Origin of the sequence: Mesorhizobium sp. M1C.F.Ca.ET.210.01.1.1, from assembly GCF_004791585.1 — a bacterium.
Lineage (GTDB): Bacteria > Pseudomonadota > Alphaproteobacteria > Rhizobiales > Rhizobiaceae > Mesorhizobium.
The window spans coordinates 21,517-37,248 of record NZ_SRUU01000033.1; the positions used below are offsets into that span (position 1 = coordinate 21,517).

The following is a 15,732-nucleotide window of genomic DNA, read 5'->3' on the forward strand; positions in this document are numbered from 1 at the left end:
GGCTAGCCTCCCTGCATGGGCGAAAGGATTTCGATCCGATCGCCGTCGCTCAATCGAAATTCAGCCCGGTTGGCTTTGTGTACGACATCGCTGTTGACGGCCGTCGCCAGCCAATCTCCTTCATAGTCAAGCTCGGCAAGCAGCACCGCCAGCGTTGCGGCGGCACTGTCGAGCGCTTCTCCGTTGACGATCAGTTTCATGCGCATGCTCCCACGCCTTTGTCGGGATTGAACAGGATGTGGGCCGCCCGCCGCGCCATGGCGGGGGCGAGTAGGAAACCATGGCGATAAAGCCCGTTGATCGCGACCCCGTTGCCGAGCGTTTCGACGCTTGGCAAATTGTCGGCAAAGGCTGGACGGACACCGGCGCTCATCTCGACAATCGCCGCCTCGCCGAAAGCCGGATGGAGCGCGCAGGCGGCGCCGGCCAGTTCCATCATGGAACGGACAGTGACCGGGCTGCCATCCTGGCTCTCGATCATCGTTGCACCGGCCATGAAATGATGGTCGACGCGCGGCACGATGTAGAGCGGAAAGCGCGGATGCAGCAGCCGGACGGGGCGAGACAGCGAGATATCCGGCGTACGCAGGATCAGCATTTCGCCGCGAACGCCGCGCAGGGCCGCGTCGTTCGCCGCGATCCCCCGGCAGTCGACCTCGTAGTTGAAGCCTGGAAGCCCTTCGCCGTCGGTTGCGAAACGGAAGAGGACACCCATCGCGACCAGCTTGTCATGAAGCGCAGCCATTGCCCGGCGCGGGTCGAGATGCGCTTCGTCGGGGAAGAACAGCCCGCGCCTGAAACGACCGGCAAGGTCCGGCTCCAGCTCAGCGATGTCCTCCTCGCCAAGCCAGCGATGGCCCGAAGTGCGGCTGGCAAAGCGATCGAGCTCGCTCACATCGCGCGGCGGCGCGACGACGAGCGTTCCCGCCCGCGCCACCTGGCCGGGCAAAGCGGCATCCCACCAATCGGCGGCGCCGCGTCCGAGATCCAGCACCGGCTGCTCGGCGCTCTCGCGCTCGCACCATGGCGCCAGCATGCCGCCTGCGGCCCATGACGCATTGCCGCCGAGGTGAGACCGGACCTCGGCGACGGTGACTGCCGCGCCGCGGCAGGCGAGTTCATAAGCTGCGGTGAGGCCGGCGACGCCGGCCCCCTTGACCAGTACGTTCATGACAGCTCGGCCGAATTGGCGTCGATCGGCATATAAAGATCGCCACCGGCGCGATATTTCTTCGCCATCGCCGCCATCCCCTCTTTCTGCGCTTCGGCGCGGATGTCGTGGGAGATGCGCATGGAGCAGAATTTCGGCCCGCACATGGAGCAGAAATGCGCCACCTTGTGCGCCTCCTTGGGCAAGGTTTCGTCGTGGAACGAGCGCGCCGTTTCCGGATCGAGCGAAAGGTTGAACTGATCTTGCCAGCGGAACTCGAAGCGCGCCCGCGACAGCGCGTCGTCGCGGATCTTCGCCGCCGGATGGCCTTTGGCAAGGTCTGCGGCATGCGCGGCGATCTTATAGGTGATGACGCCGGTCTTGACGTCGTTGCGGTCCGGCAGGCCGAGATGTTCCTTCGGCGTCACATAACAGAGCATGGCCGTGCCGAACCAGCCGATCATGGCGGCGCCGATGCCGGACGTGATGTGGTCGTAGCCTGGGGCGATGTCCGTCGTCAGCGGCCCGAGGGTGTAAAACGGCGCCTCGCCGCAGACGGCAAGCTGCTTGTCCATATTCTGCTTGATCTTGTGCATGGGAACATGGCCGGGCCCCTCGATCATCACCTGGCAGTCCTTTGCCCAGGCAATCTTGGTCAGTTCGCCAAGCGTCTCCAGTTCGGCGAATTGCGCTTTGTCGTTCGCATCGGCGATCGAGCCGGGGCGAAGGCCGTCGCCGAGTGAGAAGGAGACGTCATAGGCTCTGGCGATGTCGCAGATTTCCTCGAAATGCTCGTAAAGGAAACTCTCCCGGTGATGGTGCAGGCACCATTTGGCCATGATCGACCCGCCGCGCGAAACGATGCCCGTGACCCGGTCGACGGTCAGCGGGATGTAGTGCAGCCGCACGCCGGCGTGGATGGTGAAATAATCGACGCCCTGCTCCGCCTGCTCGATCAGCGTGTCGCGATAAACCTCCCAGCTCAGATCCTCGGCAATGCCGCCCACCTTCTCCAGCGCCTGGTAGAGCGGCACCGTGCCGATCGGCACCGGCGAGTTGCGCACGATCCATTCGCGGATGTTGTGGATGTTGCGGCCGGTCGACAGGTCCATGACCGTGTCGGCACCCCAGCGGATCGCCCAGACCATTTTTTCGACCTCCTCAGCCATTGAGGAGGTGACAGCGGAATTGCCGATGTTGGCGTTGATCTTCACCAGGAAGTTGCGGCCGATGATCATCGGCTCGCTCTCGGGATGGTTGATGTTCGCGGGGATGATCGCGCGGCCGCGCGCCACCTCGTCGCGGACGAATTCCGGCGTGACGAAATCCGGTATCGACGCTCCGAACGCTTCCCCATCCTGTTGCAGGCTGCCCCGCAGCATCTCGCGGCCAAGGTTCTCACGTATGGCCACGAACTCCATCTCGGGCGTGATGATCCCGGCGCGCGCATAGGCAAGTTGCGTCACCGCCTTGCCGGCCTTCGCCCGCAGCGGGCGGTTGCGCACAGGAAATTCCGGCGTCAGCCGTTCGCCCGTCGCAAATCCGTTGTCCTCGGGCCTGACGTGGCGGCCGTCATAGGCTTCGACATCGGCGCGCACCGCGATCCAGTCCTGGCGAAGCCGTGCAAGTCCCTTTTCGATGTTCGTTTCGATCGCGGGGTCGGTATAGGGGCCTGACGGATCATAGACCGTCACCGGCGGCTCACCGGCGGTCGGGTGGAGGGCGATCTCGCGCATCGGCACCCTGACCTGCGGATGGAGGACGCCGGACTTGTGGATCTTCCGCGAGGCGGGCAGCGGTCCCGTCGAAACGGTGGGGGTCAAGGCATTCATTTGAGGCTCCTTTGCTCATCTGCATTGGAGACCCAGTTCTGTGCCGGAAGGATGAAAAGCCGCCTTGGTCCACCTGTGCGAACAGGTCTTCGGGCATGGAGTCCCGCAAAGCGCTTGCACCGTCCCTACGCCAGTATGAACTGGATCAGGTTCAACGGGTCACTGCGCCGCGAAAGCCAGCAGTATCTCAGCCCCTTGCCGGGACTCCCCTGGTGAATGGCTCAAGTTGAACGAGGCGCCGCCGTCTTGTCAAGCGCGTCGACTCCGTTGCGCCGACAGCGACCGTGGAGCGTAGGTCGACGGCGAAAGTCAGGCGAAGGCCCAGATGTCCTCCGCCTGCAAGCCGACCTGATAGCCGGCGGTCTTCAGCTTGACCACGACCTGTCCGATCTCGGCGGCCGGCAGAGCGCCGACCTCGATCTTGATCATCCCGGGACGGTAGCGCTCAAGGTCGAGCTGGTCGAACACCATCCAGTCGGCACCCTCGCAGTCGACCAGGAAAGCGTCGATATAGCCGATGCCGTTGCGGTCGAGCAGCGTCTGCAGCGTCTCCGACGGCACCTCGATGTCCTTCAGATGCGGCGCGAACTTGTTGAAGTTGGCGTCGGCCTCGCCCCAGGCATTCTTGCCCGACATCAGATTGGTGTCTGTGACCGACGAGCAGCCGATGAACTCGATCGGCAGCGTGCCGGCCTCGAGCGCTGCCGCATCGAAGGTATGGACGGTGATGGTGCCCTTTGTCCTAGTCACCGCCACCGGCTCGATGATGAAGCGGCTCGTATCGGGATAGTTGGCGCGCAGGCGTTTCTGGTTATACGGAATCGGCTCGACCAGCATGGCGCGGGCACCCGGAATGCGGTGCAGCCAAGGCGTGACGTCGTCGAACAGCGCGCCGTCGCAGGCGCCGACATTGACCATCTGGAACGGCCTGCTGCCAAAGCGTGCCTTGAGCGCCGCCTTGGCAAGAAACTTCGTGCCATGCAGCGCCGGGCCTCGGTCGAGCAGACCGGCCGGAAGGCCCAGCGACAGCAGGACGCGTGCGAGGCTGGAAACCGAGCTCATGACTTGTCTCCGACAACAACTTGCAGCGCGGCGCGATGCCGGCCCTGGCTCGCCGATGCCCAGAGCGCCATCAGCGGCGCGGCCAGCAGCAGGAAGGGCGGCAGAAGGTTGGGGAAATAGATGCGGGTATCGTGGATCGGGAAGACCGTGAACTTGGCAAGCACGCCGAGCACGAGCGCCGCAAGCAGGATGCCGGCGCGGCGGTCGAGCCGGAAGCCGGCGCGGTCGAGCCCAAACCATCCGGCTAAAGCCAGCACCGAGACGCCGACCCAGCTGTTGACGTTGATGGCGCGCACGACCGAGGCGACGAAGGCCTTGAGATAGGCCGCCGCCGAGAACGGCGGCTCGAAACCTTCCATATTGTAATGCTGCTCGATGCTGGAGAACCACAGATGCGGCCACCAGCCGGGATGCTGCGCCCAATGCGAGATGGCGAAATAGGCGACGAAGGAGCCGGCAAAGCCGGCCAGCGCACCCCATGCCTTCTGCCGGAATGCGACGAGCAGCGCGGCGAAGATGGCAAGGAAGACGATGTTGTCGGGCCGCGCCATGAAGGCGAGGAAAAGCAGAATCGCCGTCGCGGCCTCTCGTCCCCGCACATAGGCGAAGAGCCCGCCCAGGAACAGCGCCGAGCACAACAGGTCAGGCGTCGAAGCCCGCGCGGCGTCGCCGAAATCGGCCATGATCAGGACGGCGCCGACGACGGGCGCCAGCGCCAGTGCCCCTTCCGCGCGCAGCCAGGTGAGCGTGATCGCGCCGAACATAAGCACCGAGAATACCTGCACCAGCCGCATCGCCTCGACGGGCGACACGACGGGGCTGAGGCTGGACAGGATCTCGGCGTAGAGGAACTTGATGCGGTACATGCCGAGCAGCGAATGGAAGTCGGCGGCATTCTCCGTCATGTGGCTGCGGAAGCCGCCGCCATCGTCGGTCAGCGTCTTGTAGTCGCCGGCCGTCACGCCGGCTTTCACCGTGCTGTAGGCATAGTCATGCAGCGCCTGCGGATCTGGATAGGCGCCCTCCTCCGCAATCGCCAGATAAGGCAGCATGTCCCAATTGGCGTCGGGCATGAACCAGGCCGTAAAAGCGGTGAGCAGGACGTAGAGCGAGAAGGCGGTAGCGCCGATCGGCGCGGCCCAGCGCGCGTAAACCCCCTCGCTCCAGGCAAGGCCGGCGCCGGTCAGCCGGTCGAGCGGATTGGCGGGAGCGGCTGGCGGCCTGGTCAGCATCGTCTGCCTCAGCGGACCTGGCTTTTGACGAAATCCTTCACGATCGCCACGATGCCGCGCGACAAAAGGCTGTCGAAAGCATCGACGAAGCGATCGATATGCTCGCGCTGGCAGATCAGCGGCGGCTCGAGCCGGATAACGTTGCGGTTGTATTCGGTGAAGGCGACGAGCACGTCGTAGTCGCGCAGAAGCAGCGAGCCGACGAAGCCGGACAGCGAGCCCTTCAGCTTGTCGTCGAGCACGCTCACCACGGGGCGCAGCACCATCGGCAGAGTCTGCGAGAAATCGTGGAATTCGAGCCCGATCATGAAACCTTTGCCGCGCACGTCCTTGACAATCTTCGGATATTTTTCCTTGAGCGCCTGCAGCCGCTGAAGAAGGTAATCGCCGGTCGAGGCGGCATTGTCGATCAGGCCCTCGTCATAGAGCACATTCAGCGCCTCGATCGCGGTCACGCAGGCTTCGCCCATGCCGCCGAAAGTCGCCATGGCATGGATCATCGCCGTCTTCGGCGTGCCATAGGCCTTCATGAAGACATCGCGCTTGGCGATCATGGCGCCGACCGCGGCCTTGCCGCCGCCGAGCGACTTGGCGAGCGCCGTCACATCCGGCACCACGCCATAATGCTCGAAGGCATAGAAGCGGCCCGAGCGGCCATAGCCGCACTGCACTTCGTCAGCAACCCACAGCACGCCGTATTGGTCGCAAAGCGCGCGCAGCTTCTGCCAGTATTGCGCCTCTGCCTGGATGATGCCGCCGCCGCCCTGGATGGTTTCGAGCACAATGACGCCGATCTCTGGATCGCGCTTGAACAAACGCTCGACCGCGTCGATGTCGGCAAAGGGAACGCGCACGACATTGTCGGCCACCTTGAAGTCTGCGCGATAGAGCTGGCCGTCGGTAATCGCCAGCACGCCCTTTGTCTTGCCGTGGAAGGAATTCTCGGCATAGACGACCTTTGGTCGTTTCGGACCCGCCGCACGCTCGGCGAGCTTCACCGCCGCTTCCATGGCTTCCGAGCCCGACGAGCCGAGGAACACTATGTCGAGATCGCCGGGCGAGCAGTTGGCGATGTTGTGCGCAAGGGCGGCCGCATATTGCGACATGAAGGCGATGGCGATCTCCTGGCGCTTCTCTTCCTGGAATTTCTTGCGCGCTTCCAGGATGCGCGGGTGGTTGTGACCGAAAGCGAGCGAGCCGAAGCCGCCGAAGAAGTCGAGAATCTTGCGGCCGTTATGATCGACGTAGAACATGCCCTCGGCACGCTCGATCTTGACCTTGTGGAAGCCGAGCAGCTTCATGAAATGCAGCTGGCCCGGATTGAGATGCGCCTTGAACAGGTCGGTGATGCGGGCGACGTCCATCGCCTTGGCCTGCTCGACGCTGATCAGATCGGGCTTGGCGATCGTGGCGGGCGACAGCGCCGGCGCGTCGACCAGCGCGCGCGTGCCCGTATGTTCCGGCTTGGCCATGACGGTCATCTCGAAAATCTCCCCTTCGTCGCCTTATTCGGCAGGAACGTGTTCGGTGGCGACGGCATGGCCGTCCTTCCTGGCGCGGTATTCGCTGTAGGCGGCGATCAGCATGTCCTCGTCGCGATATTGCGGCACCCAGCCGAGTTGGCGCTCGGCCTTGGACACGTCGAGCACGCACTCCTCGTCGGCGATCAGATACTGCTCCGGATCCATGATCGGCATGTTGATGAGGTCGAGCAGGTCGAGCGTGCGCTTGACCGCCCAGCCCGGGGTCGGCAGCAGGATCGACTTCGAGCCGGCATGGCGGATCAGGTCGCCGAGCAATTTCCTGACCGGCGGCGGATTGAGGGAGCCCAGATTATAGGCCTCGTTCGGCACGCCGGCTTTCCAGGCCGCGCGGGCGGCTTCCGCACAATCGAACACCGAGATGAACTGGTAAGGATTCCTGCCCGAGCCGATCATCGGCACCGGCAGGTTCCAGTCGATCAGCTTGAAGAGTTTTTCCAGGATGCCGAGGCGTCCGGGTCCGATGATCAGGCGCGGCCTGAACAGCGAGATCGACATGCCGCGCTTGCGCCATTCGGCGGCGAGTTCCTCGGTCCTGAGCTTCGACAGGCCGTACTCGCCGAGCGGCGCGACGGGATGATCCTCGGTCATCGGCAGCACCACCGTATGGCCGTAGATCATGTCGGTCGTGTAGTGAACCAGCTTCGAGGCACCGGCCTTGTCCATCGCCTGGATGACGTGCTCGGCGCCGCGAAAATTCACCGGGAAGAAGAAGTCGTGCCGCTTGGCGCGTACCTGGATCGGCGACAGCATCTTGGCCGACAAATTGTAGACCATGTCGTCGGCCTTGAGGCCTACTGCCGCGACCGAGGCTGGATCGGTAACGTCGCAAGTGACAAAACGCATCGAGCGGTAATGCGGCAGGTCGCTCTTGACGATGTCGGCGACGACGACCTCATGGCCATCGGCGGCAAGTTTAGGCGCAAGATGACGGCCGACGAAACCGTCGCCGCCGAAAATCACATGTCTCATCGAACGATCTCGTTTGTGCCGATCTTGTCGGAAATGATGGAAGCGGTTTGATCCTCGTGCCCGCGGCCACTCAGATCGCGGCCGCTTTGTGCGATCAGCACGGTGCCGACGCAGATGCAGGCGATGCCGGCGATACGCCAGCCATTGAGGTCCTCGCGGAAGACGAAATAGGCAAAGACCGCGACCGCGACATAGGCGAGGCTGAGGAACGGATAGGCGAAGCTGAGCTCGACCTTCGACAGCACGTAGAGATGCGAGGCCATCGAGATGACGAAGGTGCACAGACCGAGGAAAACCCAGGGGCTGAAGACGATCTGCAGCAGCTTGACGAGCGGGTTGACGCCTTCGAACGAGATCGGCCCCATCGACATCATGCCCTGCTTCAGCATCAGCTGCGCGGCGGCGTTGGTCATGACCGTGAAGAGAATGAAGACTATGTATTTCATTGTTGCCACCCGCCCTTGAGCGGTCCTATTACAGACCTGCAAATATTTCGTGAAATCATATGCCTATTTTGAGTAAATCTCGATATTGACGCTTCATTTACCAAGAATTACTCAAATTCGATCTATTCTGCCGCCTCCGCAGCATCGCGCCTTGCATCGAGTTTTTTCGCTGTCCGCGCCCAGAAGCTCGACAGGAAGGCTGGGTCGCGAACTGCTTCCAGCCGCTGCCACTCCGGGAACGACGCCGCGAAGGTTTCGGGACCCATGCGGGCATCCTTGTAGGGGTTGACGGCTCCGCCGGCCTCGACCGTGATGCGGTCGAGATCCATGAGCAGCTTCAGCGTCTTCTCGCCCCTGTTGGGGAAATCCAGCGTCAGCGTGTAGCCGGGCCGCGGGAACGACAGCAGCGCCGGCGAACGCACGTCGCCAAAGCGTTTCAGCACCGTCAGAAAAGAGCCCTGCCCGGCCCGCCGCGCCGCTTCGAGCATGGCCGGCACGGCGCGCCGTGCCACGGTCTCCGGCACGACGCTCTGGTGCTGGAAAAGCCCGCGCGGCCCATAGAGCCGGTTCCAGTCGCGAACGCCGTCGAGCGGAAAGAAGAAACTCTGGTGGCCCGCCCGGCGCGGGTCCGGGGAGCGTCCCTTCTTCCACCGATAGGCGGCGTTGAAGGCGGTCAGGAACGGCCGGTTGAGCACGTTGAAGGGCGGCTGCACGGGCACCGAGAGCCGGCCGCCCGCCCGCGCGGCGGCATGCGAGCCGTGCTCGGCGTGGTTGCCGGTGAACAGCAGGCCGCGGCCTCGCCCGTGGCCCCCGGCAAGCTGATCGATCCAGGCAACGGCATATTCATTGGCCTGATCGGCTGCCTCGGCAAGATCGAAGAACTCGCCGAGATCGCGAAACCGGGTCGCCTTCTCGACGATGTCGAGCGAGGGCACGCGCATCAGCCGGATCGACGCCGACAGGATCAGCCCGGTCAGCCCCATGCCGCCGATCGTTGCCTTGTACAGACGGGCATTGCCGGCGTCGGAGCAGCGATAGGTCCGGCCGTCGGACCGCAGCAAGGTAAAGGATTCGACGTGGCAGCCGAAAGTGCCGCGCCGGTGGTGGTTCTTGCCATGGACATCATTGGCGATGGCGCCGCCGAGCGTCACCAACTGCGTGCCTGGGACCACGGCCGGAAAGAAGCCGTAAGGCGCGGCGTGGGCAATGATGTCGCAAAGCAGCACCCCGGCATCAGCTTCGACCACGCCGGTCTCGGCATTGAAGGAACGGATACGGTTCAGCGGCCGCATGTCGACCACCGCGCCGGCGTCGTTCTGGCAGCTGTCGCCATAGGAACGGCCATTGCCGTAGCCGATGAACGAGTCCGGCTTGGCCGCGCCGCTCTTCAACAGCGCGATGGCATCGTCGGCTGGGATCGCCTGGCGCGCCGCAGGCGTCGCCAGCCCGAAGCTGCCGAAGCGTTCGCCGCCCGCCCTCACCAGCCCCAGCCTCCCGCCACCAGAAGCGCCGCGCCGATGGCGACGACGATCTGGCTGCGCCAGTCGCGGATGATGAAGACGACCGGATCGTCATGCATCTCGTCGCGCCGCGCGAGAATCCAGACGCGCATGGTGAGGTAGAGCACGATCGGCGCCAAGGGCCACATCACCCACGGATGCGGATAGAGCTCGCGCACCGCGACGCTGTCCATATAGAGCGCCAGCACCAGCGCCGAGGAAAAGGCCGAGGCCATGCCCGCCTGGGCGACGATCTCCTGGTCCTCGGTGCGGTAGCCGCGGCCGGCAATGCGCTCGCCCGGCGGAATGTCGGTGGTACGCAGTTCGACAAAGCGCTTCACCAACGCCAGCGACAGGAAGAAGAAGATCGAGAAGGCAAGCAGCCAGAAGGAGACATCGACCCCGGTGGCCGCCGCACCCGCCAGCACGCGGATCGTATAGAGGCCGGCGAGCGTCAAGACGTCGACCAGCAGCATGCGCTTGAAGGACAGCGAATAGGCTGTCGTGATGAGCATGTAGCCGCCAAGCACGCCGAGGAACTCGATCGGCAGCAGGCAGCCGACGGCGATGCCGATCGCAAGCAGCGCGGCGATGGCGCCGAGGCCGAACGGGATCGACAGCGCGCCGCTGGCGAAAGGCCGGTTGCGCTTGGTCGGATGCTTGCGGTCGAGCGCGAGGTCGAAGAAGTCGTTGACGATGTAGATGGCGGACGCCACGGCGCTGAAGGAAACGAACGCCACGACGCACTGCCAGATCATGCCGATGTTGAAATACTCATGCGACAGCACCATCGGCACTGCGATCAGCGAATTCTTGAGCCACTGATGGACCCTGAGCATCTTGACGTAGATCTTCGGCGTGCGCTTCGGCGCAGGCACGGTCTCGGCGCCATGCGCCGCCTGCCAGCGCAGGGCGCTGCGGTCCGGCGCCACGACGATGGCATGGCGCGCGGCGTCGAACACCTTGAGGTCGTGGCGGCTGTTGCCGGCATAGTCGAAGCCGGCATCGCCATAGGCGGCGACCAGTGAGGCACGCTTCCTGTCCGAGGTCAGATTGTGCGGCCCGTCGGTCGCCAGCACGCGGTCGAAGATGCCAAGATGAGCGGCGACCGCCTCGGCGAACTTGCGCGGCGTGCCTGTCGCCAGAACGATCTTGCGGCCTTCCTCATGTTCGGCGCGGAGCCGCCCGACCAATTCGACCCGGTAGGGCAGCGAAGCCGGATCGATATCGATGCGTGCGGCGATTTCCTGCTTGAGCCGCGCCGGTCCGCCGGCCAGCCAGAGCGGCAACAGGAAAAGATAGAGCGGGTTCTTCTTGAGCAGGACGAACAGGCCTTCCCACAGAAGGTCCGTTGCAATCAGCGTGCCGTCGAGATCGACCGCAAGTGGAATTGCGTTCCTGTCCGACCGCGCGTCCATTGTCCTGCCCTGCTCACCCCGCGCCGCGTGTCGGCGTCCTCGCACGGATGTAACGGGAGATGGCGGAGCGAACGTTAAAACGTCCGGTTGCAACGCGCTGTGCAGACAGTATTTCCGGCGTCATCGTTAACAGTGGCTACCGGAAACGATAAAAGGCCGGGCAATGCCCGGCCTTTGCCGATCCTATTCGAGGGAGATCTTACTTGATGCGGGCAACGCCACCCGAGATCTCGACCGTTTCCGAGCCGGTCAGCGCTTCGAGGTCACCATTGGGAAGGGTGACAAAGCAGCCATTCGGGCAGAACTCCACCGTCTCGCCGGCGGCCAGCGCCAGCTCGGTCTTGCCGCCGCCTTCGGTCACGATCAACGTCCGCGTCTGGGCGTCCTTGTTGACCGCGCTGGCGGCAAAAGCCGAACCGCCCAGAGCCAGCAAAGCGATGGCGGTAACGACAGACTTCCACATTGCAATTTCCGGTGTTTCCACACCGCCTCTGTTGCATTTTGCAAGGCATTCTCGCCCTTTGCAGATGAGCTTATATGAGATGCAAGCTGAACCGCAACTGAATGCCGCATTCATGCCGCAATTGGTTCCCGCGGCAGGTTGACGGCCAGGTAACGCCTAGCCTGGGTCGGGCTTGCGGCCTTTGCGCTTCGTCTTGGCGAGCCGCTGTCGCTCAGCCTCGGCTTCCGCCTCCAGCCGCTCGCGCTCGGCAAATTCGGCTTCGATCTTGTCGTCGTCGATCGGCCACGACTCGTGCTTCTTGGTCTCGACCACGGCGCGCGGCGTCGACGGGATCTCGATGTGCTCGTCGTCGAAGAGATCGAGGACCGCAAAGCGGATGTCGTTCTGGACGATGCTGCCGTTCATCACGTCCGCCACGAACACGCGGATTTCGAATTCGAGCGCCGCTGCTCCGAAATTGGCGAAGAGCACGAAGGGCTCGGGGTTCTTGAGCACCATCGGATGGGCGCGGGCAATGTCGAGCAGGATGGCGTGTACGCGCTTGACGTCGCTGCCATAGGTGACACCCACTCTGATATCGACCCGGCCGAGCTTGTTGCGGTGCGTCCAGTTGCCGACCGCGTTATTGATGAGGTTCGAGTTCGGCAGGATCACCGACTGCCGCTGGAACGTCTCTATCTCGGTCGCGCGCACACTGATCTTTCTGACCGTGCCGCTGATGTCGCCGGCGACGATCCAGTCGCCGACCTTGAACGGACGCTCGGCAAGCAGGATCAGGCCCGAGACGAAGTTCGAGACGACGTTCTGCAGGCCGAAGCCGATACCCAGCGACAGCGCGCCGGCCACCAGCGCCAGATTGGAAAGATCGATGCCCGCCGCCGATATCCCGACGAGTGCCGCGAGGGCGACGCCGGCATAACCCACCGCCAGCCGGATCGAGTTGCGCACGCCGGTATCGACCTTGCCGCGCGCCATGACCGAGCCGTCGAGCCAGCCCTGGAACCAGCGGGTCAGGAAATAGCCGATGGCGAAGACGACGATGCCGGTGAGGATGCCAAGGAACGAGATGGTGACGGAGCCGATCGTGACGCCTGTCGCCAGCTTGTAGGCCCAGGCCTCGATGTCGCCGGGCTGGAAGCCCCACATCAACAGGATCAGCGGCAGGAACACCAGCACGATCATCAGGTTGATGGCAATGCTGACAACAAGGCCGAGCTGGTCGAGCGCGGTGTCCTCATAGCTGGAATTGGCCGACAGCCAGCGCCCGATCGAAGTGTCGGCGAAACCGCCCTCCTCGCCGATCGCCCGCGCCGACAGGAAGCCGATATAGGCGGTGACCAGGGTGGTGCCGGTGACCACGACCTGGATCGAGACGAAAAGCGCAAGACCGATATAGCCGAGTAGCGCCGCGGCGATGGTGAACAGGCCGAGCCCGAGAGCAAGGAAGCGAAGCCATGCCGGCCACGGCCGCCAAGAACCGTCCTTTGCCCTGAAGGGCCTCAGCACGCCCATCAGGATCAGGATGATGCCGACGACGATCGTGGCGACGAAGCTCCTGGCAATCGTCAGCGACAGCGGCGAACCCATCTTCTCGTTGACGACCGCCAGGAAGTAGTTGAAGCCGAGAACGACGGCCATGGCGGTGGCCAGCCGCACGAGCCAACGCGCTGGTCCGGTTGCGACCGGAATGAGCCGCCAGTTCGGCAGCCGCGGCTCGAGCGCTGCGTTGGTCAGCCGGTTGACGCAGAACACCACCGCGATGACCGCGAGCAGCGCATTGAGGAACTCGCCGATGTCGCCGCGCAGCACGTTGTAGTAGTTGAAGAAGAACACGGTCGAGGCGAGGAACGCGCCGAGTGCCACGGTCGGCAGCAGCGTCGACCAGAACGCCACCGAAAGCCGGCTGAGATAGGACGGCTCCTCGACCGAAGGATCGGCCTCGAAGATGCGGCCGAACAGGCGCCTGCCGCCGATCAGAAGCACCGCCGCCAGCGCAAGCGCCATCAGCGTCGCGGCAAGCATGGCCTGGAACTTGAACTTCAACGCGAAGGTGAGCCAGGACGTCACCGCCTTGTAGAGCCCGGTGAACTGATCGTGCGCGTCGGAAAAGGCCTGCGGGCTCAGCGCATCGGTCAATTCGTAGCGTTTCGTCAAAACGCTGCGGAAAAGCTCGCTGCGCATGGTGGCGATCTTGTCGACCAGCCCGCTGATGCGGATCGACAGGTTCTGCGCGCTGGCGACAACCGCATTGATCTCGGCCTTCTCGGCCGTGAGCGCCGCGCGTTCATTGGTGACGATCGCGGGCTCCGGCGGCTGCCCCTGAGCCGGCGGCGGCCCCAATACCTCGATGCGAGCGTTGATGTCGTTGAGGCGCGTACGGAACATCAGCGCACTGTTCAGCGCGGCACGCGAAATATCCTCAAGCTGCAAGCGGATGTCGACAAGGCCGGCATCGTCCTGGTCGGGGGCGCCTACCTTCTTCTCCAGCCCGTCGGTCTTCGCCGTCAGGTCCTTTATGGCCTTGGTCTGGTCGGCGATGAGCTGCGCGGAGCCCTGGCCGATCGCCTGCGCCATGGCGTCGAACGACGGCTGCGCCGCGACAACGACAAGGGCGACCAGGATCAGGCGTAGCAGTCGGAAAATCATGACGTGACAGGCGACTCGCGGCCGAAATCTTTGAAAATTCCGCCCTTGATAAAGACCGGCATATCAGGCGGCAAGCCGTTCCGATCATCGGGCCGGTGCCGCGGATCGAAGTCGGCCTGTCGAAAAGCGATGGCGTAATCTTGGCTTTGCGCTTCTCGCCTGCTCTATAGTCTGCCGCCTCGCACCAACAGGACGATGGGAAGAATGGCGGAATATTCAGCCTTCTCGCTACTCAAGAACGCGCTCAGCGGAAACAAGGACTGGAAGCCGGCCTGGCGCAAGCCGGACCCGAAGGCATCCTATGACGTGATCGTCATCGGTGGCGGCGGACACGGGCTGTCGACCGCTTACTATCTCGCCAAGGAGCATGGTATCACCAATGTCGCGGTGCTGGAGAAGGGCTGGCTGGGCTCGGGCAATGTCGGGCGCAACACCACCGCGGTGCGCTCGAACTATCTTTTGCCTTCCAACACCCGCTTCTACGAACACTCGATGAAGCTGTGGGAGAACCTGTCGCACGACCTCAACTACAATGTCATGTTCTCGCAGCGCGGCTGCCTGAACCTGGCGCACACCCCGGCCCAGCTCGACGACTATGCAAGGCGCGGCAACGCCATGCGCCATCTCGGCGTCGATGCCGAGCTGATGAACGTTAGTGAGATCAAGCGGCTTGTCCCGGCGCTGGACGTCTCGGGCTCGGCGCGCTTTCCTGTCCTTGGCGGGCTGATGCAGCGGCGCGCCGGCAGCGCCCGCCACGATGCCGTCGCCTGGGGCTATGCGCGCGGCGCCGACCGGCGCGGCGTCGACATCATCGAGAATTGCGAAGTCACCGGTTTCCTGCGCGACGGCGACCGCATCACCGGCGTGTCGACGACGCGTGGCGAGATCCGCGCCAAGAAGGTGGCGCTCGCCGTCGCCGGCAGCACCGGCCGGGTGATGCAGTTGGCCGGCATCGAGAAGATGCCGATCGAGAGCCATGTGCTGCAGGCCTTCGTCTCGGAATCGCTGAAACCGATCATCGACACGATCCTGACCTTCGGCATGGGCCACTTTTACATCTCGCAGTCCGACAAGGGCGGCCTGGTCTATGGCGGCGACCTCGACGGCTACAACAGCTATGCCCAGCGCGGCAGCCTGCCGATCGTCGACGAGGTGATGAGCGAGATGCTGGCGCTGTTCCCAGGCCTGGCGCGCGTGCGCATGCTGCGCTCCTGGGGTGGTCTCTGCGACATGACGATGGACGGCTCGCCGATCATCACCACCGGCCCGCTGCCCGGCATGTATCTCAATTGCGGCTGGTGTTACGGCGGCTTCAAGGCGACGCCTGCCTCCGGCTGGTGCTTCGCCTGGACCATCGCCAAGGACGAGCCGCACGAGTTCAACGCGCCCTTCACGCTCGACCGTTTCTACCGCGGCCTGATCATCGACGACAAAGGCCAGGGCGCGACGCCACGGCTGCATTAGGGTTTGA

General features: G+C 63.9%; 13 protein-coding genes and 1 riboswitch. Of the genes, 1 reads left to right on the forward strand and 12 read right to left on the reverse strand.

What is annotated here, in order from left to right:
* Positions 1-2: 2 nt before the first annotated feature.
* The 12 genes from thiS to EN853_RS27445 all read right to left on the reverse strand — a co-directional run bounded on the left by thiS (position 3) and on the right by EN853_RS27445 (position 14,261).
* Positions 3-200, reverse strand: a complete 198-nt coding sequence (thiS, locus tag EN853_RS27390) for a sulfur carrier protein ThiS (protein ID WP_127861929.1) — start codon at positions 198-200, stop codon at positions 3-5.
* Positions 197-1,171: a glycine oxidase ThiO gene (gene thiO / locus EN853_RS27395; protein WP_127861930.1), complete on the reverse strand. Its 975-nt coding sequence runs from the start codon at positions 1,169-1,171 to the stop codon at positions 197-199. The genes thiS and thiO overlap by 4 nt, the downstream gene beginning before the upstream one ends.
* A complete protein-coding gene (thiC, locus tag EN853_RS27400) occupies positions 1,168-2,982 on the reverse strand; it encodes a phosphomethylpyrimidine synthase ThiC (protein ID WP_127861931.1) in 1,815 nt (604 codons plus the stop codon). The genes thiO and thiC overlap by 4 nt, the downstream gene beginning before the upstream one ends.
* A gap of 104 nt (positions 2,983-3,086) precedes the next feature.
* Positions 3,087-3,203: riboswitch (TPP riboswitch) on the reverse strand.
* 88 nt (positions 3,204-3,291) lie between these two features.
* The gene (locus EN853_RS27405) at positions 3,292-4,044 is read right to left on the reverse strand and encodes an FkbM family methyltransferase (protein WP_127861932.1); all 753 of its coding nucleotides are present in this window, start codon (positions 4,042-4,044) and stop codon (positions 3,292-3,294) included.
* Positions 4,041-5,276, reverse strand: coding sequence for a hypothetical protein (locus EN853_RS27410; protein WP_127861933.1), 1,236 nt, complete (start codon positions 5,274-5,276; stop codon positions 4,041-4,043). Before EN853_RS27410 ends, EN853_RS27405 begins: the two co-directional genes overlap by 4 nt.
* Before the next feature lie 8 nt (positions 5,277-5,284).
* A complete protein-coding gene (locus tag EN853_RS27415) occupies positions 5,285-6,757 on the reverse strand; it encodes an aspartate aminotransferase family protein (protein WP_127861934.1) in 1,473 nt (490 codons plus the stop codon).
* Between the two features lie 24 nt (positions 6,758-6,781).
* Positions 6,782-7,789: an NAD(P)-dependent oxidoreductase gene (locus EN853_RS27420; RefSeq protein ID WP_127861935.1), complete on the reverse strand. Its 1,008-nt coding sequence runs from the start codon at positions 7,787-7,789 to the stop codon at positions 6,782-6,784.
* On the reverse strand, positions 7,786-8,235 hold the full coding sequence (locus tag EN853_RS27425; RefSeq protein ID WP_127861936.1) for an EamA family transporter: 450 nt from the start codon (positions 8,233-8,235) through the stop codon (positions 7,786-7,788). Before EN853_RS27425 ends, EN853_RS27420 begins: the two co-directional genes overlap by 4 nt.
* Positions 8,236-8,357: 122 nt before the next feature.
* Positions 8,358-9,716: an FAD-binding oxidoreductase gene (locus EN853_RS27430; protein WP_127861937.1), complete on the reverse strand. Its 1,359-nt coding sequence runs from the start codon at positions 9,714-9,716 to the stop codon at positions 8,358-8,360.
* Complete coding sequence (locus EN853_RS27435) at positions 9,713-11,152, reverse strand: UbiA family prenyltransferase (protein WP_127861938.1); 1,440 nt, start codon at positions 11,150-11,152, stop codon at positions 9,713-9,715. Before EN853_RS27435 ends, EN853_RS27430 begins: the two co-directional genes overlap by 4 nt.
* 199 nt (positions 11,153-11,351) lie before the next feature.
* Positions 11,352-11,615, reverse strand: coding sequence for a hypothetical protein (locus tag EN853_RS27440; protein ID WP_127861939.1), 264 nt, complete (start codon positions 11,613-11,615; stop codon positions 11,352-11,354).
* Positions 11,616-11,771: 156 nt separating this feature from the next.
* A complete protein-coding gene (locus EN853_RS27445; RefSeq protein WP_127861940.1) occupies positions 11,772-14,261 on the reverse strand; it encodes a mechanosensitive ion channel family protein in 2,490 nt (829 codons plus the stop codon).
* Between the two features lie 204 nt (positions 14,262-14,465).
* On the opposite strand from EN853_RS27445, the gene EN853_RS27450 reads away from it, so the two are divergent.
* Positions 14,466-15,725, forward strand: coding sequence for a sarcosine oxidase subunit beta (locus EN853_RS27450; RefSeq protein WP_127861941.1), 1,260 nt, complete (start codon positions 14,466-14,468; stop codon positions 15,723-15,725).
* Positions 15,726-15,732 lie beyond the last annotated feature (7 nt).

Excerpts from the sequence above, each read along its gene's own strand:
- thiS (WP_127861929.1), bottom strand. The coding sequence starts at position 200 with ATGAAACTGATCGTCAACGGAGAAGCGCTCGACAGTGCCGCCGCAACG.
- thiO (WP_127861930.1), bottom strand. The coding sequence starts at position 1,171 with ATGAACGTACTGGTCAAGGGGGCCGGCGTCGCCGGCCTCACCGCAGCT.
- thiC (WP_127861931.1), bottom strand. The coding sequence starts at position 2,982 with ATGAATGCCTTGACCCCCACCGTTTCGACGGGACCGCTGCCCGCCTCG.
- EN853_RS27405 (WP_127861932.1), bottom strand. The coding sequence starts at position 4,044 with ATGAGCTCGGTTTCCAGCCTCGCACGCGTCCTGCTGTCGCTGGGCCTT.
- EN853_RS27410 (WP_127861933.1), bottom strand. The coding sequence starts at position 5,276 with ATGCTGACCAGGCCGCCAGCCGCTCCCGCCAATCCGCTCGACCGGCTG.
- EN853_RS27415 (WP_127861934.1), bottom strand. The coding sequence starts at position 6,757 with ATGACCGTCATGGCCAAGCCGGAACATACGGGCACGCGCGCGCTGGTC.
- EN853_RS27420 (WP_127861935.1), bottom strand. The coding sequence starts at position 7,789 with ATGAGACATGTGATTTTCGGCGGCGACGGTTTCGTCGGCCGTCATCTT.
- EN853_RS27425 (WP_127861936.1), bottom strand. The coding sequence starts at position 8,235 with ATGAAATACATAGTCTTCATTCTCTTCACGGTCATGACCAACGCCGCC.
- EN853_RS27435 (WP_127861938.1), bottom strand. The coding sequence starts at position 11,152 with ATGGACGCGCGGTCGGACAGGAACGCAATTCCACTTGCGGTCGATCTC.
- EN853_RS27440 (WP_127861939.1), bottom strand. The coding sequence starts at position 11,615 with ATGTGGAAGTCTGTCGTTACCGCCATCGCTTTGCTGGCTCTGGGCGGT.
- EN853_RS27445 (WP_127861940.1), bottom strand. The coding sequence starts at position 14,261 with ATGATTTTCCGACTGCTACGCCTGATCCTGGTCGCCCTTGTCGTTGTC.
- EN853_RS27450 (WP_127861941.1), top strand. The coding sequence starts at position 14,466 with ATGGCGGAATATTCAGCCTTCTCGCTACTCAAGAACGCGCTCAGCGGA.